This window comes from Streptomyces sp. NPDC058195, from assembly GCF_042883525.1.
In the GTDB taxonomy this organism is placed as follows: Bacteria; Actinomycetota; Actinomycetes; order Streptomycetales; family Streptomycetaceae; genus Streptomyces.
In genome coordinates, this window is the sequence record NZ_JBHVVM010000004.1 from 310,462 (window position 1) to 330,573 (window position 20,112).

Below are 20,112 nucleotides of genomic sequence, written 5' to 3' on the forward strand. Positions count from 1 at the left end.
GGCACCGAGACATCCGAGGCGGGACAGACCAAATGAACTGGGACGAGACCGGACCCGACACCGACGAGCGGCTCGACGAGCGCCTCGTCCAGGCCGACGCGGACGGGGAGGACACCGCGGTCGAAGCCGCCCTGCGTCCCAAGGATCTGGACGAGTTCGTCGGCCAGGAGAAGGTGCGCGAACAGCTCGACCTGGTCCTCAAGGCGGCCAAGGCGCGCGGCGCCACGGCCGACCACGTCCTGCTCTCCGGCGCTCCCGGCCTGGGCAAGACCACCCTCTCCATGATCATCGCGGCGGAGATGGCCGCCCCCATCCGGATCACCTCCGGTCCCGCCATCCAGCACGCGGGTGACCTCGCCGCGATCCTCTCCTCCCTCCAGGAGGGTGAAGTCCTCTTCCTCGACGAGATCCACCGGATGTCGCGCCCGGCCGAGGAGATGCTCTACATGGCGATGGAGGACTTCCGGGTCGACGTCATCGTCGGCAAGGGGCCCGGCGCCACCGCCATCCCGCTGGAACTTCCCCCGTTCACCCTGGTCGGCGCGACCACCAGGGCCGGACTGCTGCCGCCCCCGCTGCGTGACCGCTTCGGTTTCACCGGTCACATGGAGTTCTACGCGCCCACCGAGCTGGAACGCGTGATCCACCGCTCCGCCCGCCTCCTCGACGTGGAGATAGACGCGGACGGCGCCGCCGAGATCGCCGGACGGTCCCGCGGCACCCCCCGTATCGCCAACCGTCTGCTGCGCCGCGTCCGGGACTACGCCCAGGTCAAGGCCGACGGACGGATCGACCGCCCGGTCGCCGCCGCGGCCCTCGGCGTCTATGAGGTTGACGCCCGTGGCCTCGACCGCCTCGACCGCGCGGTGCTCGAAGCCCTGCTGAAGCTCTTCGGCGGCGGGCCTGTCGGGCTGTCCACGCTGGCGGTCGCCGTGGGGGAGGAGCGCGAGACCGTGGAGGAGGTGGCCGAGCCCTTCCTGGTCAGGGAAGGACTGCTGGCCAGGACGCCGCGCGGGCGGGTCGCGACCCCCGCTGCCTGGGCCCATCTCGGGCTCGTACCCCCGCAGCACGGCGGAAAGGGACAACAGGGTCTGTTCGGGGCGTGATCCGTCACAGCTTCGCCGGAGCCGGAACCATGGACCGGTGCTGGGCGTTGTTCCATCGATGCGGACTCGCTTAGACTCCGCCGATGCCGCCCTTATCAGGTCGGTGTACCCACCCCCGTAGATACAGGCCGCCTTCCAACGCGGTCGTGCGAAGGAAACTCGTCCCGTGAATCCCGTGACTCTCCTCCCCTTCATCGTGCTTATCGGGGCCATGTTCCTGATGACGCGGTCCGCCAAGAAGAAGCAGGCGGCCGCCGCCCAGATGCGCGACGAGATGCAGCCCGGCACCGGCGTCCGGACGATCGGGGGTATGTACGCCACCGTCAAGGAGCTGCGCGACGACACGGTCCTCCTTGAGATCGCGCCCGGCATCCACGCGATCTACGCCAAGAACGCCATCGGTGCCGTCCTCGACGACGCGGAGTACAACCGCATCGTCCACGGCGACGACGAGAGCGGCCACGACCTCGACGGCACGGTCGTCCCGGACGACGCCTCCTCGCTGACCGAGAGTGACGACGACACCCGGATCGACCTCGCCAAGAAGGCTGACGAGGACGAGCCGAAGGACGCCGACTCCGGCAAGAAGTCCGAGGGCAAGGACGACGGCGAGGCCGACGCGAAGTGACCCACGCCCGGGGATGCCGTGAGCCCGTCGGGGTCCGGCAGTCCCCGGTCCGTGCGATCTTCTGCGGGGGCGGGTCCCCACTACACTTCGTGGCCGCTCGGGCGCGTACCCGGCCCGCGGCGGTTGGACAGGGAGAAACGAGAAGGTGGCAGCACCGAAGAAGAGCCGGGGACCGGCCGGCGGTCAGGGCAGGCCGGGGCGTTCCCTGGCTCTGATCCTGATCGCCATGGTCGCGCTCACCGGCGGGATGTTCCTGGCAGATCAGCCCACCCCACGGCTGGGCATCGACCTGGCGGGCGGCACCTCGATCACGCTTGAGGCGAAGAGCGAGCCGGGCCAGGAATCGGCGGTCAACAAGACCAACATGGACACGGCCGTCCAGATCATGGAGCGCCGTGTCAATGGTCTGGGTGTCTCCGAGGCCGAGGTCCAGACCCAGGGCGATCGCAACATCATCGTCAACATCCCCAAGGGCACGAACTCCGCCCAGGCCCGTGAGCAGGTCGGTACGACCGCCAAGCTCTACTTCCGGCCGGTGCTGACCGTCGCCCAGGGCGCGCCCACCCCGAAGCCGAACGCTTCGACGTCGGGCAAGCCCACCTCGTCCGGCAGCCCCAGCGCCCCCGAGGCGGAGAACGGGAAGGACTCGGCGGCCCCGAATCCGAGCGCCACCACGCAGGGCCGCGCGGTCACCGGTGCCCTGAAGGCCGACTCCACCCCCGCCCCGAAGACCAGCGCCACGCCCAAGGGCGACACCACGCCGCCGGCCTCCGCCGCCGACCAGGCCGCCGCGGCCGAACTGCAGAAGAAGTTCGAGGCGCTCGACTGCTCCAGCGCGGCGTCCCGCGCCAAGGCCACGCAGGGTGCCAAGCCGACCGATCCGGTCGTCGCGTGCGGCTCCGAGGCCGAGGGCCGGGCCAAGTACATCCTCGGCCCGGCCGAGGTGTCCGGTACGGACGTGGACAGCGCCACGGCGGCTCTGGACCAGAACGGTCAGTGGATCGTTCAGATGGAGTTCACCAAGTCCGGCGCCAAGAAGTTCCAGAAGATCACGGGCCGCCTCGCCGAGCAGCAGTCGCCGCAGAACCAGTTCGCCATCGCGCTCGACGGTGAAGTCGTCTCGGCTCCCTACGTGCGCGCGGCACTCAGCGCCAACGCCGAGATCTCCGGCAGCTTCACCCAGCAGTCCGCCGAGGACCTGGCCAACGTGCTCTCCTACGGTGCGCTGCCGCTCTCGTTCAAGGAGCAGAGCGTCACGACCGTCACCGCCGCGCTCGGTGGCGAGCAGCTGCGGGCGGGCCTGATCGCCGGTGCCATCGGCCTGGCCCTGGTCATCGTCTACCTGGTGGCGTACTACCGCGGGCTGGCGTTCATCGCGCTCCTGAGCCTCCTGGTGTCCGGCATCCTGACCTACACGCTGATGTCACTGCTCGGCCCGGCCATCGGCTTCGCGCTGAACCTCCCGGCCGTCTGCGGTGCCATCGTGGCCATCGGCATCACCGCGGACTCCTTCATCGTGTACTTCGAGAGGATCCGCGACGAGATCCGCGAGGGCCGCACGCTCCGCCCCGCGGTCGAGCGGGCCTGGCCGCGTGCCCGGCGCACCATCCTGGTCTCCGACTTCGTGTCGTTCCTGGCCGCCGCGGTGCTCTTCGTCGTCACCGTCGGCAAGGTGCAGGGCTTCGCGTTCACGCTGGGTCTCACCACGCTGCTCGACGTGGTCGTGGTGTTCTTCTTCACCAAGCCGGTCATGACGATCATGGCCCGCAAGAAGTTCTTCGCCAGCGGCCACCCGTGGTCCGGCCTGGATCCGAAGCGACTCGGCGCCAAGCCGCCGCTGCGCCGTTCCCGCCGTGCCACCGCCCCCACTGACCCGAAGGAGGCGTGAGATGTCGCGACTCGGCACGCTCGGCGCCCGTCTCTACCGAGGCGAGGTCGGTTACGACTTCATCGGCAAGCGCAAGATCTGGTACGGGATCTCGATCCTGATCACCATCACGGCCATCGTCGGCCTGGCGGTCAGCGGCCTGAACATGGGCATCGAGTTCAAGGGCGGCGCGGTCTTCACCACCCCGAAGACCAGCGCCACCGTCGCCGAGGCGGAGGACCTGGCCACCAAGGCCTCCGGCCACCAGGCGATCGTCCAGAAGCTCGGCAACGGCGGTCTGCGCATCCAGATCACCGAGGTCGACACCGCGAAGTCCGACGAGATCAAGAGCACGCTCTCCAAGGACCTCAACGTCCCGGCCGAGAAGATCGCGGCCGACCTGGTCGGCCCCAGCTGGGGCGAGCAGATCGCCAGCAAGGCGTGGACCGGCCTCGGCGTCTTCATGGTCCTGGTCGTGATCTACCTGGCCATCGCCTTCGAATGGCGCATGGCCATCGCGGCCCTGGTCGCGCTGATCCACGACATCACCATCACGGTCGGTGTCTACGCCCTGGTCGGCTTCGAGGTCACCCCGGGCACCGTGATCGGTCTGCTGACCATCCTCGGCTACTCCCTCTATGACACCGTCGTGGTCTTCGACAGTCTCAAGGAGAGCACGGTCGACATCACCAAGCAGACCCGGTGGACCTACAGCGAGATCGCCAACCGGTCCATCAACGGCACGCTGGTGCGCTCCATCAACACCACCGTCGTGGCGCTCCTGCCGGTCGCCGGCCTCCTGTTCATCGGCGGCGGCGTCCTCGGTGCGGGCATGCTGAACGACATCTCGCTGTCGCTCTTCGTCGGCCTCGCCGCCGGTGCCTACTCCTCGATCTTCATCGCCACTCCGCTCGTTGCCGACCTCAAGGAACGGCAGCCGCAGATGAAGGCCCTGAAGAAGCGGATCCTCGCCAAGCGCGCGGCTGCCGCCGCCAAGGGTGAGTCCGCCGAGGACGAGTCGCAGGACGACGGCTTCCCGCAGCAGGACGCCGCCCCCGCCGCCGCGGTCGTCGGCCAGCGCCAGCAGCCCCGCGGGGGCCACGGCCGGACCCAGGGGAAGCGCCGATGACCAGCACCACCGAGACCACGCGCGATCTTCTGCTCAGCAGGATCCGTGACGTGCCCGACTACCCGCAGCCGGGTGTGATGTTCAAGGACATCACCCCGCTGCTCGCGGATCCGGTGGCGTTCGCCGCCCTCACCGACACCCTCGCGGAGCTCTGCGTACGGCACGGTGCCACGAAGGTCGTCGGCCTGGAGGCGCGCGGCTTCATCCTGGCTGCTCCGGTCGCGGTCCGGGCCGGGCTCGGCTTCGTGCCGGTCCGCAAGGCGGGCAAGCTCCCCGGGGCCACGCTCAGCCAGGCGTACGAGCTGGAGTACGGCACCGCCGAGATCGAGATCCACGCGGAGGACCTGTCCGCCGACGACCGGATCATGGTCATCGACGACATCCTCGCCACGGGCGGCACCGCCGAGGCCTCGCTGGAGCTGATCCGCCGCGCCGGAGCCGAGGTCGCGGGCGTCGCGGTCCTCATGGAGCTCGGCTTCCTGAACGGGCGCACCCGTCTGGAGCAGGGACTGGCGGGTGCTCCGCTGGAGGCACTGATCCAGGTCTGAGTACCGCGTGTACCCATCGGGTGTCCAGGTCTTTCCTGGGCACCCGATGCGTATGTACGCGGCGGTTCCACTCCTGGAATCACGAATGTCTCCAAACGGACTCAGGGCTGCGTAGCCGCCTGATGGGATCTTCCTGACGCCGCCCACCGGCGTCCGAAAGGGAGGAACCACATGAGGACGTCGCACAGGATCGCCACGGGAGCGGTCTCCCTTCTCTCCCTCGCGGCGCTTGCCGCGGGCACGGCTCCCGCGCGAGCGAGCCAGACCGCCGTGCCCGCGTCGGCCGCCCCGGGCGCGAAGGGCATCTGTATGGGCTGGAAGAACGCGGGGCCGGCGCCGGGGAAGCGGAGCACGCTCGACGACGGCTGCGCCCACTTCGGCGCCAGGGGCATGAAGATGGTCTACGGCTGGAAGGTCTTCAAGGGCGGCAGCGTCTGCGCGCAGGTCAAGGGTTTCAACGCCAGGCGAAGACGACCTGGTACAAGGCGGGCTGCGGGAAGAGCGGCGAGATCACGGTGCCGTGGGGCAACGTGGCCGCGAACAAGGAGATGAAGGTCAGGGGGGGGCGGCCCTCCTGCGGTGGAACTGAGACCTCGCCGACCACGAGGGCCGTCGTCGCACCTGACAGCGCGGAACGGGCACCCGGGAACAACCGGGTGCCCGTTCCGCGTTGTCAGGAGTCTCACGGTCCCCGGGAGAGGAGCGGCCGCAGGCTCGATACGATGGCCTTTCCGGGTATCCGGATCCGCACGAGGAGTGCTCTTGCCAGACGAGGCCCAGCCAGTCGCCGCCCCGCAGCCCGACAAGCCCGCGGCGGTCTCAGCCACGCCCGGGAAGCGGCAGCCCGCGGAGAAGCCGAAGCCCATGTCCGGCAAGGGCGCGGACCAGCCGGGCGCCATCGGCCCCGCCACGCCCGCACAGCCGGAGGCTTCGGCGCCCCCGGCCGCGTCGGCCCCTAAGCCTCCGGCCAAGCCCGCGGCCAGGCCGGTGCAGCCGACCGCGCCCACCACCCGCTCCGGCGGCTCGTCCAACCGGGTGAGGGCCCGGCTGGCCCGGCTCGGCGTGCAGCGCTCCAGCCCGTACAACCCCGTGCTCGAACCTCTGCTGCGGATCGTCCGCAGCAACGACCCCAAGATCGAGACGGCCACGCTCCGCCAGATCGAGCGCGCCTACCAGGTCGCCGAGCGCTGGCACCGCGGCCAGAAGCGCAAGAGCGGTGATCCGTACATCACCCATCCGCTCGCCGTCACGACGATCCTCGCCGAGCTCGGCATGGACCCCGCCACCCTGATGGCCGGACTGCTCCACGACACGGTCGAGGACACCGAGTACGGCCTCGACACCCTGCGCCGTGACTTCGGTGACCAGGTCGCCCTGCTCGTCGACGGTGTCACCAAGCTCGACAAGGTCAAGTTCGGCGAGGCCGCGCAGGCCGAGACCGTACGCAAGATGGTCGTCGCCATGGCCAAGGACCCCCGGGTCCTGGTCATCAAGCTCGCCGACCGGCTGCACAACATGCGCACCATGCGTTACCTCAAGCGGGAGAAGCAGGAGAAGAAGGCCCGCGAGACGCTGGAGATCTATGCCCCGCTGGCGCACCGCCTGGGCATGAACACCATCAAGTGGGAGCTGGAGGATCTCGCCTTCGCGATCCTCTACCCCAAGATGTACGACGAGATCGTGCGCCTGGTCGCCGAGCGGGCACCCAAGCGCGACGAATACCTCGCCATAGTGACCGACGAGGTCCAGGCCGATCTGCGCGCCGCCCGGATCAAGGCCACCGTCACCGGCCGACCGAAGCACTACTACAGCGTCTACCAGAAGATGATCGTGCGGGGCCGGGACTTCGCCGAGATCTACGACCTGGTGGGCATCCGCGTTCTCGTCGACACCGTCCGCGACTGCTACGCGGCGCTCGGCACCGTCCACGCGCGATGGAATCCGGTCCCCGGCCGGTTCAAGGACTACATCGCGATGCCCAAGTTCAACATGTACCAGTCGCTGCACACCACGGTAATCGGCCCCAGCGGCAAGCCCGTCGAACTCCAGATCCGTACCTTCGACATGCACCGCCGTGCCGAGTACGGCATCGCCGCGCACTGGAAGTACAAGCAGGAGGCCGTCGCGGGTGCCTCCAAGGTCCGCACTGACGTACCCAAGAGCCCCGGCAAGGGCGCGCGCCAGGACACCGTCAACGACATGGCCTGGCTGCGCCAGCTCCTGGACTGGCAGAAGGAGACCGAGGACCCCGGCGAGTTCCTGGAGTCACTGCGCTTCGATCTCTCGCGCAACGAGGTCTTCGTCTTCACGCCCAAGGGCGACGTGATAGCGCTGCCCGCCGGAGCGACGCCGGTCGACTTCGCGTACGCGGTGCACACGGAGGTCGGCCACCGGACCATAGGAGCACGGGTCAACGGCCGGCTCGTCCCGCTCGAATCGACGCTCGACAACGGCGACCTGGTGGAGGTCTTCACCTCCAAGGCGGCCGGAGCGGGACCGTCCCGGGACTGGCTGGGCTTCGTCAAGTCGCCCCGCGCCCGCAACAAGATCCGCGCCTGGTTCTCCAAGGAGCGCCGCGACGAGGCGATCGAGCAGGGCAAGGACGCCATCGCCCGTGCCATGCGCAAGCAGAACCTGCCGATCCAGCGCATCCTGACCGGCGACTCCCTGGTCACCCTCGCCCACGAGATGCGCTACCCCGACATCTCCTCGCTGTACGCGGCGATTGGCGAGGGACACGTCGCGGCCGCCGGCGTCGTACAGAAGCTGGTCCAGGCACTCGGCGGTGAGGACGAGGCCAACGAGGACATCGCCGAGAGCTCGCCACCCTCGCGCAGCCGCGGCAAGCGGCGTTCCAACGCCGATCCGGGCGTGGTCGTCAAGGGCGTCGAGGACGTCTGGGTCAAGCTGGCCCGCTGCTGCACCCCTGTGCCCGGCGACCCGATCATCGGCTTCGTCACGCGCGGCAGCGGCGTCTCCGTGCACCGCGCCGACTGCGTCAACGTCGACTCGCTGTCGCAGCAGCCGGAACGCATCCTGGACGTCGAGTGGGCGCCGACCCAGTCCTCGGTCTTCCTGGTGGCCATCCAGGTCGAAGCGCTCGACCGCTCCCGGCTGCTCTCGGACGTCACCCGTGTCCTGTCCGACCAGCACGTCAACATCCTGTCGGCGGCCGTCCAGACCTCCCGGGACCGGGTGGCCACCTCCCGTTTCACCTTCGAGATGGGCGACCCCAAGCATCTCGGCCACGTACTGAAGGCGGTCCGGGGGGTGGAGGGCGTCTACGACGTCTACCGGGTCACCTCGGCCCGCAGGCCGTAGCGGCTGGACCGGGCACCCTACGCGTCGATCTCGTACTGGCCGTACTCCAGGAAGTACCGCATCTCCTCGGGCGTACCGTCGATGGCCTCGATGACCGCCGCGCGCATCGCGTCGCTGATGTCCGGGCGGGCGAGGATGCGGAAGAGTGCGACGCGGTCGTCCTCGGCCTGGGCGAGGCGGTAGCCGGTCTCCAGCCACTGGCGGATTTCCGGCGCGGTGCCGGTGTCGAGGAGGGTGTTGATCTCCTTGATGACCCGCTTCCCGGAGTCCGGGTCGGCGAGGATGCGCAGGAGCGCGACGCGGTCGTCCTCGGCCTGGGCCAGCGGGTAGCCGGTCTTCAGGAAGGCTCGCATGGCTTCCGTCGTGCCGTTGTCCAGGGCCTCGTTGGCCTCCCGCACGACCCGCTTGCCGCTGTCCTGGTCCGCCAGGATGCGCAGGATCGCGATCCTGAGGTCGTCGTCGGACATCTCGTCCACCGGGATGTCCGAGCCGTCGCCCGTCGTCGCGGCGACGGCGGGCGACGGGGAAGCCGGTCCGGCGGCGAAGGCCGGACCGGACAGGAGAAGGGCCGGGGCGAGGACGGCTGCTGCCGCGGTCAGGACGACACGGGTCGGTCTCATCGGTGAACCTGCCTCAGGTGTGGGTGAATTCGTCGGATCCGGCGATCGCGTGAAGCGTGCCGGTGCGAAGATCATTGCTCCTCGGCCCGTCCACGTCACTGCCGGGTTCCGGCAGTTGTCATGGCCTCCTCGCTGCCGTCGCGCGCCCAGACACGGAAGGGGCCTTCCCGCGCGAACGCGGGAAGGCCCCCAGGACGTGCGTCGGGGCGTCAGCCGCCGAACTCCTCCAGGCCCTTGAGCGCCTGGTCCAGCAGTGCCTGCCGGCCCTCGAGCTCCCTGGCCAGTTTGTCGGCACGGGCGTTGTTGCCCGAGGCGCGGGCCGTGTCGATCTGCGTACGCAGCTTGTCGACGGCCGCCTGGAGCTGACCGGTCAGACCTGCGGCGCGGGCCCGCGCCTCAGGGTTCGTCCGGCGCCACTCCGACTCCTCGGCCTCCTGGAGCGCCCGCTCCACCGCGTGCATCCGCCCCTCGACCTTCGGACGGGCGTCGCGCGGCACATGGCCGATGGCCTCCCAGCGCTCGTTGATGGCCCGGAACGCGGCCCTGGCCGCCTTCAGGTCCTTCACCGGCACCAGCCGCTCGGCCTCGACCGCGAGCTCCTCCTTCAGCTTGAGGTTCTCGCCCTGCTCCGCGTCCCGCTCGGCGAAGACCTCGCTGCGGGCGGCGAAGAAGACGTCCTGCGCACCGCGGAAGCGGTTCCACAGCTCGTCCTCGGCCTCGCGCTGGGCGCGGCCCGCCGCCTTCCACGCCGTCATCAGGTCGCGGTAGCGGGCGGCGGTGGGCCCCCAGTCGGTGGAGCCGGAGAGCGACTCCGCCTCGGCGACCAGCTTCTCCTTCGCCTTGCGGGCGTCCTCGCGCTGGGCGTCCAGCGACGCGAAGTGGGCCTTGCGGCGCTTGGAGAACGCCGAGCGGGCATGCGAGAAGCGGTGCCACAGCTCGTCGTCGGACTTGCGGTCCAGCCGCGGCAGGCCCTTCCACGTGTCGACGAGCGCGCGGAGCCGTTCCCCGGCCGAGCGCCACTGCTCGCTCTGCGCCAGCTCCTCGGCCTCGGCGACCAGGGCCTCCTTGGCGTGCTTCGCCTCGTCGGTCTGCTTCGCCTTCTGGGCCTTGCGCTCCTCACGCCGCGAGTCGACCGCCGCGACGAGCGCGTCGAGCCGCTTGCGCAGCGCCTCGAGGTCACCGACGGCGTGGTGCTCGTCCACCTGAAGACGCAGATGCTCGATGGCGGTCGTGGCGTCCTTCGCCGACAGGTCGGTGGTCTTCACCCGCCGTTCGAGGAGGCCGATCTCGACCACAATGCCCTCGTACTTGCGCTCGAAGTAGGCCAGAGCCTCCTCGGGGGAACCCGCCTGCCACGATCCGACGACCTGCTCGCCGTCGGCTGTCCGCACGTACACGGTGCCGGTCTCATCGACACGGCCCCACGGGTCGCTGCTCACAGCGCCTCCTCCACCTGATGCCCGCGAGAGGGTTCGCCCCCCTGGCATCGTCCACAGTTTCCTGGGGCGGGCAGCGCCCGCCCTGCACAACGTCAATCTAGGCGACCGGCCACCCGGCTGTCCGCACTCAGCGCGGCCGAAAAAAATCAGTCCCGCGCCGGGCACCGCCGGACGGCCCGGTCCGGCCGCCCCGGGCCGGTCACGACTTGTCGACCGTGGCCTTGGTGATCTTCACTTCCTTCTTCGGCGCAGCGTCGGGCGCACCGCCCGCCGCGCCCGCCGCCCCGATCTCCTTCAGGGTCTTCAGCGAGGCGTCGTCCATCGTGCCGAACGGGGTGTAGTTGGGCGGGAGCTTGCTGTCCTTGTAGACCAGGAAGAACTGGCTGCCGCCGGTCTGCGGACCGGCGTTCGCCATCGCGACCGTGCCCGCCGGGTACGTCACCGTGCCGTCCTTGCCCGGCTTGCCCAGGCCGTCCAGGTTCTCGTCGGGGATGGTGTACCCGGGGCCGCCCGTACCGTCGCCCTTGGGGTCGCCGCACTGCAGGACGAAGATGCCCTGCGTGGTGAGCCGGTGGCACTTGGTGCCGTCGAAGAAGCCCTTGTCGGCCAGCGACTTGAAGGAGTTCGTGGTGTGCGGCGCCTTCGCCGCCTTCATGCTGAACGAGATGTCGCCCTGGCTCGTTCCCAGCGCCATCGTGTACGTGGCCTTCTTGTCGATCTTCATTGCGGGCTCGGGCGCCTTGCTCTCCTCGCTCGGCGACGGGCTCGCGCTCGCGGCGGCGTCCGCGGTGTCCTTCTTGGTGTCGTCACCGCTGAGGGCGAGGTAGGAGCCTCCGCCGATGACCGCCACCGCGGCCACCGAGGACGCGATGATGACCGTCAGCCGCTTCCTGCGGCCGCGGGCCTCCTCCCGGCGCTGCTGCTGCCGCTGGAATTTGTCCCTGGCGAGCTGCCGCCGCCGCTGATCGCTGCTGACCACCGGGTGATCTCCTTGCTGGGTCGTGGGTTCGGGCCTTGGCTGCCCCGTACCGTATATGGGTTAGCTGTGGAATGAGGAGCGCCGGTAGGCTCTGAACTGCCGCGACCCTCTCCGTCGCGCCTCGCCGTCAAACGACCCTTAAGGACGATCGTGCTCATTGCCGGGTTCCCCGCAGGGGCCTGGGGGACCAACTGCTATCTGGTCGCCCCGGCCGCGGGCGAGGAGTGCGTGATCATCGACCCGGGCCACCAGGCCGCCCAGGGCGTCGAGGAAACGCTGAAGAAGCATCGGCTGAAGCCCGTCGCCGTCGTACTCACCCACGGCCACATCGACCACGTCGCCTCGGTGGTCCCGGTGTGCGGCGCGCACGACGTCCCCGCCTGGATCCACCCCGAGGACCGGTTCATGATGAGCGACCCGGAGAAGGCCCTCGGCCGCTCCATCGGGATGCCGCTCATGGGCGAGCTGACCATCGGGGAGCCGGACGACGTCAAGGAGCTGAGCGACGGCGCCCGCCTGGAGCTGGCCGGTCTGGAGCTCTCCGTCGGGCACGCGCCCGGCCATACCAAGGGGTCGGTGACGTTCAGGATGCCCGAGGCCGCGGATGTTCCGCAGATCCTCTTCTCGGGCGACCTGCTCTTCGCCGGCTCCGTCGGACGCACCGACCTGCCCGGTGGCGACCACGCCGAGCTGCTCGAGTCGCTGGCCCGTGTGTGCCTGCCGCTCGACGACTCGACCGTGGTGCTGTCCGGCCACGGCCCCCAGACGACCATCGGCCGCGAGCGCGTCTCCAATCCGTTCCTGAACGGACTGGACGCGCCCCGACGAGGAATGTGACGAGAGAAAATTCCGTGAGCACCTTCAAGGCCCCCAAGGGCACGTACGACCTGACCCCGCCGGACTCCGCCAAGTACCTCGCGGTGCGCGAGGCGATCGCCGCACCCCTGAAGAACTCCGGCTACGGCTACATCGAGACGCCCGGCTTCGAGGACGTCGCGCTCTTCTCGCGCGGTGTCGGTGAGTCCACCGACATCGTGTCCAAGGAGATGTACACCCTCACCACCAAGGGCGGCTCGCAGCTCGCTCTGCGCCCCGAGGGCACCGCCTCGGTGCTCCGCGCCGCCCTGGAGGCCAACCTCCACAAGCTCGGCAACCTGCCGGTGAAGCTCTGGTACTCCGGCTCGTACTACCGCTACGAGCGTCCGCAGAAGGGCCGCTACCGGCACTTCTCGCAGGTCGGTGCCGAGGCGATCGGCGCCGAGGACCCGGCGCTGGACGCCGAGCTGATCATCCTGGCCGACCAGGCGTACCGCGCGCTGGGCCTGCGGAACTTCCGCATCCTGCTCAACTCGCTGGGTGACAAGGAGTGCCGCCCGGTCTACCGGGACGCCCTCCAGGCCTTCCTGCGCGAGCTCGACCTGGACGAGGAGACCCGTCGCCGTATCGAGATCAACCCGCTCCGGGTCCTCGACGACAAGCGGCCCGAGGTGCAGAAGCAGCTGACCGGCGCCCCGGTGCTGCGCGACTACCTGTGCGACGCCTGCAAGGCCTACCACGAGGAGGTGCGCGACCTGCTCTCGGCGGCTGGTGTGGTCTACGAGGACGACGAGAAGCTCGTCCGCGGCCTCGACTACTACACCCGCACCACCTTCGAGTTCGTCCACGACGGGCTCGGCTCGCAGTCCGCGGTGGGCGGCGGCGGACGCTACGACGGCCTCTCCGAGATGATCGGCGGTCCGGCGCTCCCGTCGGTGGGCTGGGCGCTCGGCGTGGACCGCACGGTGCTCGCGCTGGAGGCCGAGGGCATCGAGCTCGCGCTGCCGGCGGCCACCAGCGTCTTCGCGGTGCCGCTCGGCGAGGAGGCCCGCCGGGTGCTCTTCGGCGTGGTCACGCAGCTGCGCCGCGAGGGCGTCGCGGCGGACTTCGCGTACGGGAACCGGGGCCTCAAGGGCGCGATGAAGAGCGCGAACCGGTCGGGAGCCCGCTTCACGGTCGTCGCGGGCGAGAGGGACCTGGCCGAGGGCGTCGTCCAGCTCAAGGACATGGAGTCCGGCGAGCAGGCGCCGGTGGCCCTGGCCGAGGTCGCCGACGAGATCCGCGGGCGCCTGGCCTGAGAAGCCTTCGGGGAGGGGCCGGGACGGAATTCCGTCCCGGCCCCTCCCCTTTGCTCTGTCCCTCATGCGCCATCACCTCACCAGGCGTCAACTCGGTGGTGGTGGATTCATGCTGGCGAGTGGTATCGATCCGGGATCGCCAACGGCCGCCCGGCCGGGCCGGGTTGATCCCGGGAGCGCCGCCCTCTCGCGTTACCGCGTGTCCGCCGCCAGTGCCGGACACCTCGAAGCCCCGGATTCCGTACCGGCCCCGCGACGGCCTTGGGCACACCTTTATGTCCATCGAACGGAAGAGCGGTACCGGGGTGCGGCACAATGACCGTGCCCAGCAGGCCTCTCACTGATGGAACGGCGATATGACGACTGCAACGGTTGACCATCCCTCCTCCGAAGAGGACGAGGACGGCGGCAAGCGGACCATCGGCGGCAGTCGCGCGTTCGCACTGCTGCTGGTGATCACCGGTGCCGCCGGACTCCTCGCCGCCTGGATCATCACGATCGACAAGTTCAAGCTGCTGGAGGACCCCAACTTCACACCGGGGTGCAGCCTCAACCCCGTGGTCGCCTGCGGCAACATCATGAAGAGCGACCAGGCGGCGGCCTTCGGCTTCCCGAACCCGATGCTCGGCCTGGCCACCTACCCCGTGATCATCGGCATCGGCCTGGCGCTGCTCGCCGGGGCGCGCTTCCGCAGCTGGTACTGGCTCGGGATGAACGCGGGCACCCTGTTCGGCGTCGGTTTCTGCACCTGGCTCCAGTACCAGTCGCTCTACAACATCAACTCGCTCTGCCTGTGGTGCTGCCTGGCCTGGGTCGCCACGATCTTCATGTTCTGCTACGTCACCACGCACAACATCAAGCACCGGATCATCCCCGCGCCGAACTGGCTGCGCAACGGTCTGACGGAGTTCCACTGGGTGCCGCCGGTCCTGTGGATCGGTGTCATCGGCATGCTCGTCCTGACCCGCTGGTGGGACTTCTGGACCAGCTGACCGGGCCCGGCCTGTTCCTCCTCCCCGGCGCCCGGCCCGGCGGGGATGTCAGTGCCGTGGCTTAGGCTTCGAAGCGTGGAGCCCGACCTCTTTACCGCCGCAGCCGAAGACCGCCAGGAGAAGGACCCGGCCGCCAGCCCCCTGGCCGTCCGGATGCGTCCTCGCACCCTTGAGGAGGTCGTAGGCCAGCAGCATCTGCTCAAGCCGGGCTCCCCGCTGCGCCGTCTGGTCGGCGAAGGGAGCGGCGGCCCGGCGGGACCGTCGTCGGTGATCCTCTGGGGCCCGCCCGGCATCGGGAAGACGACTCTGGCGTACGTGGTCAGCAAGGCCACCAACAAACGCTTCGTCGAGCTCTCGGCGATCACCGCGGGCGTCAAGGAGGTCCGGGCCGTCATCGAGGGCGCCCGCCGCGCCACCGGAGGCTACGGCAAGGAGACCGTCCTCTTCCTCGATGAGATCCACCGCTTCTCCAAGGCACAGCAGGACTCCCTGCTCCCCGCCGTGGAGAACCGCTGGGTCACCCTGATCGCGGCGACCACCGAGAATCCGTACTTCTCGGTCATCTCGCCGCTGTTGTCCCGGTCACTGCTGCTCACCCTGGAGCCGCTCACCGACGACGACCTGCGCGGACTGCTCGGCCGGGCGCTGACCGACGAGCGCGGGCTGGGCGGCGCGGTGACGCTGCCGCAGGAGACCGAATCGCATCTGCTGCGCATCGCGGGCGGCGACGCGCGCCGGGCGCTGACGGCGCTGGAGGCCGCGGCCGGAGCGGCGCTGTCCAAGCAGGAGAAGGAGATCAGCCTCCAGACGCTGGAGGAGACCGTCGACCGCGCGGCCGTCTCCTATGACCGCGACGGTGACCAGCACTACGACGTGGCGAGTGCGCTCATCAAGTCGATCCGCGGGTCCGACGTGGACGCCGCGCTCCACTACCTGGCCCGGATGATCGAGGCGGGGGAGGACCCCCGGTTCATCGCCCGCCGGCTGATGATCTCGGCCAGCGAGGACATCGGTCTGGCCGACCCCACGGCACTGCCCATCGCCGTGGCCGCCGCCCAGGCGGTCGCCATGATCGGCTTCCCGGAGGCGGCGCTCACCCTGAGCCACGCCACCATCGCGCTGGCCCTGGCACCCAAGTCCAACGCGGCGACGCTCGCGATATTCGCCGCCCAGGAGGACGTGCGCAAGGGACTGACCGGGCCCGTACCGGCCCATCTGCGCGATGGCCACTACAAGGGCGCCGCCAAGCTCGGACACGCCCAGGGCTATGTCTATCCGCACGACGTCCCCGGCGGCATCGCCGCCCAGCAGTACGCACCGGAGACGGTTCGCGACCAGCGCTACTACCGCCCCACGCGCTACGGCGCGGAGGCGCGTTACGCGGACGTGGCCGACCGGGTGCGCGAGCGGCTCGGCCGCACGGCCCCCGGCGGGGAGACCGGCCGGGCCGAGGGCTGAGGCGGCCCGGCCGCGTGCCCGGTCAGCGCACCGCCGCCTCGAAGAGGGTGCGCACGGCGTGGCCCAGCTCGACGATGTCCCGCACGGGGGAGGGGAACTCGAAGCGCGCGTCGTAGCACGGCCCCGCCTCCTCGCACAGCCGCACCCGCAGCCCGTACCGGTCCAGCGCCAGCGGTACGACCGAGGGCAGGTGGTGCGGGCAGCGGCCAGCCGTCCGCCCGCCCAGCAGCCCGCACAGACTCCGCAGCTCCTCCCGGTGGGCCGTGTGCAGATGCTGGAGCAGCTCCGCCTCGTGTCCCAGGAGCGGATCGGGGGCCGCGTCCCGCAGCTCGTCGGGCCGGACCTCCCGCGCGCCCCACAGGTCATCGACGTACGCCTCCTCGGTCTCCAGCCGGAGCGTGGTGCGGCCGGGGCCCGCGAGGCCGGGCACGACGGTCAGCCGACCGGAGATCCAGGCCCGGCCGCGGACGCGGTTCGGGACGGAGACGGGGGCGACGTCCGTGATCTCCAGCACGGCGGCCGGATCCTCGCCCCCGGCGTGCGCCACGGCCCGCGCGACCGGGGAATCGGCCGCAAGGCCGAGGAACACGTCGCCCTCCGGACCCACGGTCCTGGCCAGGGGCATCAGACGGTCCGAAGGCAGATGGCGCAGCCCGGGAACGAGCAGCACCGCGGAGCAGGTACTCTGTACGAGAGTTCGTGTGCGCTCGGCTGCTGACGGCATCCGAGTGGTTTCAAGTCCGCTGGGACGCGGCTGACCACGATCTGATCGGTCCTCCGTCGTATCGGCATCCCGAGGGGTGTCGACGCTGTCAGTGCTGTCCGTGATGTGACTGGTGTTCCCCGGGCGAGACATGCGATCTCCTCAACTAAGGTGAGCCTAACCTAACCTACGATGGAGGTCTGGAGAACGTGCCTAACCAGTCGCGTCCCAAGGTCAAGAAGAGCCGTGCGCTCGGTATCGCGCTGACGCCGAAGGCCGTCAAGTACTTCGAGGCCCGCCCCTACCCGCCGGGCGAGCACGGCCGCGGCCGCAAGCAGAACTCGGACTACAAGGTCCGTCTGCTGGAGAAGCAGCGTCTTCGCGCCCAGTACGACATCAGCGAGCGCCAGATGGCGCGCGCCTACGACCGCGCCAAGAAGGCCGAGGGCAAGACGGGCGAGGCGCTCGTCGTCGAGCTGGAGCGTCGTCTCGACGCCCTGGTTCTGCGTTCGGGCATCGCCAAGACCATCTACCAGGCCCGCCAGATGGTCGTCCACGGCCACGTCGAGGTCAACGGTGGCAAGGTCGACAAGCCGTCCTTCCGCGTGCGCCCCGACGACGTCGTGCAGATCCGCGAGCGCAGCCGTGCCAAGGTTCCCTTCCAGGTGGCCCGCGAGGGTGGCAACGCCCCCGACGGCGAGACCCCGCGCTACCTGCAGGTGAACCTGAAGGCCCTGGCCTTCCGCCTTGACCGGGACCCGAACCGCAAGGAAATCCCCGTGATCTGCGACGAGCAGCTCGTCGTCGAGTACTACGCCCGCTGATCCTGGCGTAGTCGCTTTCAACGGTGCTCCGGCCCGCCCTCTCCCGACGTACGGGAAGGGGCGGGCCGGAGTGGTTTTCCGGGGGGCGGCAGCGCTCCGGGCCGCGGTGCCGGGGCTCCCCGCCGGGCCGAGGGGCCGCTTCCCAGCGCCCTGGCCACCGCCGCGTCCGGATCCAGCCGCCCGCCCTCGCGCAGTCCCGACTCGTAGCGGGCGTCCCCCAGCTTCCGGCGGGCCAGCCGCTCGCAGCGGACCCGGCTCAGCCCGAAGTGCGCCGAGCCGAACAGCGGAAGCCCCACCGAGGGCCAGATCCGGTCGGCGGCCCCCTGGAGCACCGCCGCCTCCGCCGCGTCGCCCTCCACCACCGTGACCAGCGCCAGCAGTTCCAGGGCGAGGACCGAACCGAGCAGGTCATGGAAGGTACGGCTGATCGTCAGCGACTGCCCGAGCAGTTCCCGGGCCCGCTCCGGCAGGCCGCGCCGGGCGGCCGTGAAGGCCAGTACGTACAGCGCGTACGACCGGACCCACCGCTCCCCGTGGTCCTCGCACGTGGCCCTGACCTCCTCGCAGAGCGCGGCCGCGCCGTCCGGATCCCCGTCGAACCCGACCACCGCCGCCAGCTCGACCCGGGCCATCAGCACATTGCCGTTGAGCTCGCCGAGATCCCGGTAGCGGTCCGAGGCGTCCTCCAGGTGCTCCCGCGCCCTGCCCAGGTCACCGGTGACGAGCGCCAGACTCCCCAGCCGGTGCGTCGTGTACGCGAGCGCCGCGCAGTCCTCGGTCCGTTCCGCCGCCTCCCGGCACTCCTGCAAGGCGGAGACCGCGCCGACCGGATCGCCCTGGAGCACCGCCACGTACCCGAGCACCCAGAGCGCCTTCAGCCGCGAGGAGTCGTACGGGGTGTCCTCCTCCAGCACGTGATCCAGCCAGTGCCGCCCTTCGGAGAGCCGCCCGCAGCACACCCACAGGAACCACAGCGTGCCGGCCAGATGCTGCGCGAGGTGGGCCTCGCCCGGACTCTCCAGCGAACATTCCAGCGCCCGCCGCAGATTCGGCAGCTCGCTCTCGGCCCGCGCGGCCACCTCGGCCTGCCGGGGGCTGAACCAGTCCAGCTCGCACCAGGTCGCGAGCCCCAGGTACCAGTCCCGGTGGCGGCGGCGCAGCCGGTCCATGTCGCCGGTGGCCGCCAGCCACTCGGCGCCGTACTCCCGCACCGTGTCCAGCATCCGGTAGCGGGTGCCGTGCGCCGAGTCCTCGCGCAGCACGACGGACTGCGCCAGCAGCCCGGACAGCACGTCGAGCATCGACTCGACCGGCAGACCGGCCCCGCCGCAGATGTACTCCACGGCCTCCAGGTCGAACTGCCCCGCGAACACCGAGAGCCGCGCCCACAGCAGCCGCTGCTCCGGCGCGCACAGCTCATGGCTCCAGCCGATGGCCGTGCGGAGGGTCTGGTGGCGGGCGGGCGCGCTGCGGCGGGAACCGGTCAGCAGCCGGAAGCGGTCGTCCAGGCGCTGCAGCAGCTGGGCGATGGACAGAGCGCGCAGCCGCCCGGCGGCCAGCTCCAGGGCGAGCGGGATCCCGTCCAGGCGGCGGCAGAGCTCCCGGGCGGCCGCACGGTCGTCGCCGGTCAGCGGGACGTCCGGCCGGACCGCGGCGGCCCGCTCCGAGAACAGCAGCATCGCGTCCGCGTCCGACATCGGCGCCAGCGGGAAGACCACCTCCCCGGCGAGCTCCAGCGGGAGCCGTCCCACGGTCAGCACCCGCAGCCCCGGGGCCCCGCGCAGCAGATCCCGTACCACCGCGGCGCAGGCGTCCACGAGCTGTTCGAATCCGTCGATCACCAGCAGCAGGCGGCGCGCGGCAAGGTGCTCGACGAGGGCGGCGCGGGGCGGCCGGCCGGTGTGACCGGAGAGCCCGAGGGCGTCGGCGAGGGCGTGCTCCAGCAGCTCGGGGTCATGGAGTGCGGAGAGCTCGGCCATCCGGACGCCATCGCAGTACCGTTTCTCCAGAAGGCCGGCGACGCGGAGGGCGCAGCGGGTCTTTCCCACCCCGCCGACGCCGACCATCGTGACCAGCCTGGATTCCTCCAGGAGCTGGGCGAGACGGACGAGTTCGTTCTCCCGTCCCACGAATCTGTTCAGCTCCGTCGGGAGGCTGCCGGGAGCGGTCGGGGCGCTCGGAACGCGGGGGGACGAAACGGGGCGCTGGGGGCGTCGCATGAAACACGCAGAGTACTGGCACGGGTGCGCTCCGTACAAACCTCGCCGGGTGGCCCTCGACGTTTGCGTGGGAAATGCGGTACGGGGTGCGACCGTCGGCGCGATAGGCTCGGGGGACGACGACCGGCCGTGGCAACGGCCGTCGCCGGACCGAGCAGAGACAGA

16 protein-coding genes are annotated in these 20,112 nt (G+C 70.3%); 11 read left to right on the top strand and 5 right to left on the bottom strand.

What is annotated here, in order from left to right:
- Window positions 1–32: 32 nt before the first annotated feature.
- The 6 genes from ruvB (at window position 33) to ACFVWY_RS07490 (ending at window position 8,599) form a co-directional block, all read left to right on the top strand.
- Window positions 33–1,106 carry a Holliday junction branch migration DNA helicase RuvB gene (ruvB, locus tag ACFVWY_RS07465; RefSeq protein ID WP_389868224.1) on the top strand — a complete coding sequence of 358 codons (1,074 nt, stop codon included), beginning with the start codon at window positions 33–35 and terminating at the stop codon, window positions 1,104–1,106.
- A 166-nt stretch (window positions 1,107–1,272) separates the two neighbouring features.
- Window positions 1,273–1,734 (top strand): preprotein translocase subunit YajC, encoded by a 462-nt coding sequence (gene yajC / locus ACFVWY_RS07470; protein WP_389868226.1) that lies wholly within the window; start codon window positions 1,273–1,275, stop codon window positions 1,732–1,734.
- A gap of 145 nt (window positions 1,735–1,879) precedes the next feature.
- Entirely contained in the window at window positions 1,880–3,622 is a 1,743-nt protein-coding gene (gene secD, locus ACFVWY_RS07475; protein WP_389868228.1) for a protein translocase subunit SecD, read from the top strand.
- Window position 3,623: 1 nt separating this feature from the next.
- Window positions 3,624–4,730 carry a protein translocase subunit SecF gene (gene secF, locus ACFVWY_RS07480; RefSeq protein WP_389868229.1) on the top strand — a complete coding sequence of 369 codons (1,107 nt, stop codon included), beginning with the start codon at window positions 3,624–3,626 and terminating at the stop codon, window positions 4,728–4,730.
- Window positions 4,727–5,278, top strand: a complete 552-nt coding sequence (locus ACFVWY_RS07485; RefSeq protein ID WP_389868231.1) for an adenine phosphoribosyltransferase — start codon at window positions 4,727–4,729, stop codon at window positions 5,276–5,278. The genes secF and ACFVWY_RS07485 overlap by 4 nt, the downstream gene beginning before the upstream one ends.
- 762 nt (window positions 5,279–6,040) lie before the next feature.
- Window positions 6,041–8,599 carry a RelA/SpoT family protein gene (locus tag ACFVWY_RS07490; protein ID WP_389868233.1) on the top strand — a complete coding sequence of 853 codons (2,559 nt, stop codon included), beginning with the start codon at window positions 6,041–6,043 and terminating at the stop codon, window positions 8,597–8,599.
- A 17-nt stretch (window positions 8,600–8,616) separates the two neighbouring features.
- Here ACFVWY_RS07490 and ACFVWY_RS07495 read toward each other — a convergent pair whose 3' ends face one another.
- The 3 genes from ACFVWY_RS07495 to ACFVWY_RS07505 all read right to left on the bottom strand — a co-directional run bounded on the left by ACFVWY_RS07495 (window position 8,617) and on the right by ACFVWY_RS07505 (window position 11,637).
- Window positions 8,617–9,219: an ALF repeat-containing protein gene (locus ACFVWY_RS07495; RefSeq protein WP_389868235.1), complete on the bottom strand. Its 603-nt coding sequence runs from the start codon at window positions 9,217–9,219 to the stop codon at window positions 8,617–8,619.
- 209 nt (window positions 9,220–9,428) lie between these two features.
- Entirely contained in the window at window positions 9,429–10,658 is a 1,230-nt protein-coding gene (locus ACFVWY_RS07500; RefSeq protein WP_389868236.1) for a DUF349 domain-containing protein, read from the bottom strand.
- Between the two features lie 199 nt (window positions 10,659–10,857).
- Entirely contained in the window at window positions 10,858–11,637 is a 780-nt protein-coding gene (locus ACFVWY_RS07505) for a peptidylprolyl isomerase (RefSeq protein ID WP_389868238.1), read from the bottom strand.
- Window positions 11,638–11,787: 150 nt separating this feature from the next.
- Here ACFVWY_RS07505 and ACFVWY_RS07510 point away from each other — a divergent pair, with 150 nt between their 5' ends.
- The 4 genes from ACFVWY_RS07510 to ACFVWY_RS07525 all read left to right on the top strand — a co-directional run bounded on the left by ACFVWY_RS07510 (window position 11,788) and on the right by ACFVWY_RS07525 (window position 16,201).
- Window positions 11,788–12,474, top strand: coding sequence for an MBL fold metallo-hydrolase (locus ACFVWY_RS07510; RefSeq protein ID WP_389868239.1), 687 nt, complete (start codon window positions 11,788–11,790; stop codon window positions 12,472–12,474).
- Window positions 12,475–12,488: 14 nt separating this feature from the next.
- Window positions 12,489–13,751 carry a histidine--tRNA ligase gene (gene hisS / locus ACFVWY_RS07515; protein ID WP_389868241.1) on the top strand — a complete coding sequence of 421 codons (1,263 nt, stop codon included), beginning with the start codon at window positions 12,489–12,491 and terminating at the stop codon, window positions 13,749–13,751.
- A 356-nt stretch (window positions 13,752–14,107) separates the two neighbouring features.
- Window positions 14,108–14,743: a vitamin K epoxide reductase family protein gene (locus ACFVWY_RS07520; RefSeq protein WP_389868243.1), complete on the top strand. Its 636-nt coding sequence runs from the start codon at window positions 14,108–14,110 to the stop codon at window positions 14,741–14,743.
- 75 nt (window positions 14,744–14,818) lie between these two features.
- A complete protein-coding gene (locus ACFVWY_RS07525; protein ID WP_389868245.1) occupies window positions 14,819–16,201 on the top strand; it encodes a replication-associated recombination protein A in 1,383 nt (460 codons plus the stop codon).
- Between the two features lie 22 nt (window positions 16,202–16,223).
- On the opposite strand, the gene ACFVWY_RS07530 is transcribed toward ACFVWY_RS07525, so the two are convergent.
- Window positions 16,224–16,925, bottom strand: coding sequence for a DUF2470 domain-containing protein (locus ACFVWY_RS07530; RefSeq protein ID WP_389868246.1), 702 nt, complete (start codon window positions 16,923–16,925; stop codon window positions 16,224–16,226).
- Between the two features lie 188 nt (window positions 16,926–17,113).
- Here ACFVWY_RS07530 and rpsD point away from each other — a divergent pair, with 188 nt between their 5' ends.
- Window positions 17,114–17,728 (top strand): 30S ribosomal protein S4, encoded by a 615-nt coding sequence (gene rpsD, locus ACFVWY_RS07535; protein ID WP_389868248.1) that lies wholly within the window; start codon window positions 17,114–17,116, stop codon window positions 17,726–17,728.
- A gap of 17 nt (window positions 17,729–17,745) precedes the next feature.
- Here the strand turns inward: rpsD and ACFVWY_RS07540 are convergent, their stop codons facing one another.
- On the bottom strand, window positions 17,746–19,947 hold the full coding sequence (locus ACFVWY_RS07540) for an ATP-binding protein (RefSeq protein ID WP_389868250.1): 2,202 nt from the start codon (window positions 19,945–19,947) through the stop codon (window positions 17,746–17,748).
- Window positions 19,948–20,112 lie beyond the last annotated feature (165 nt).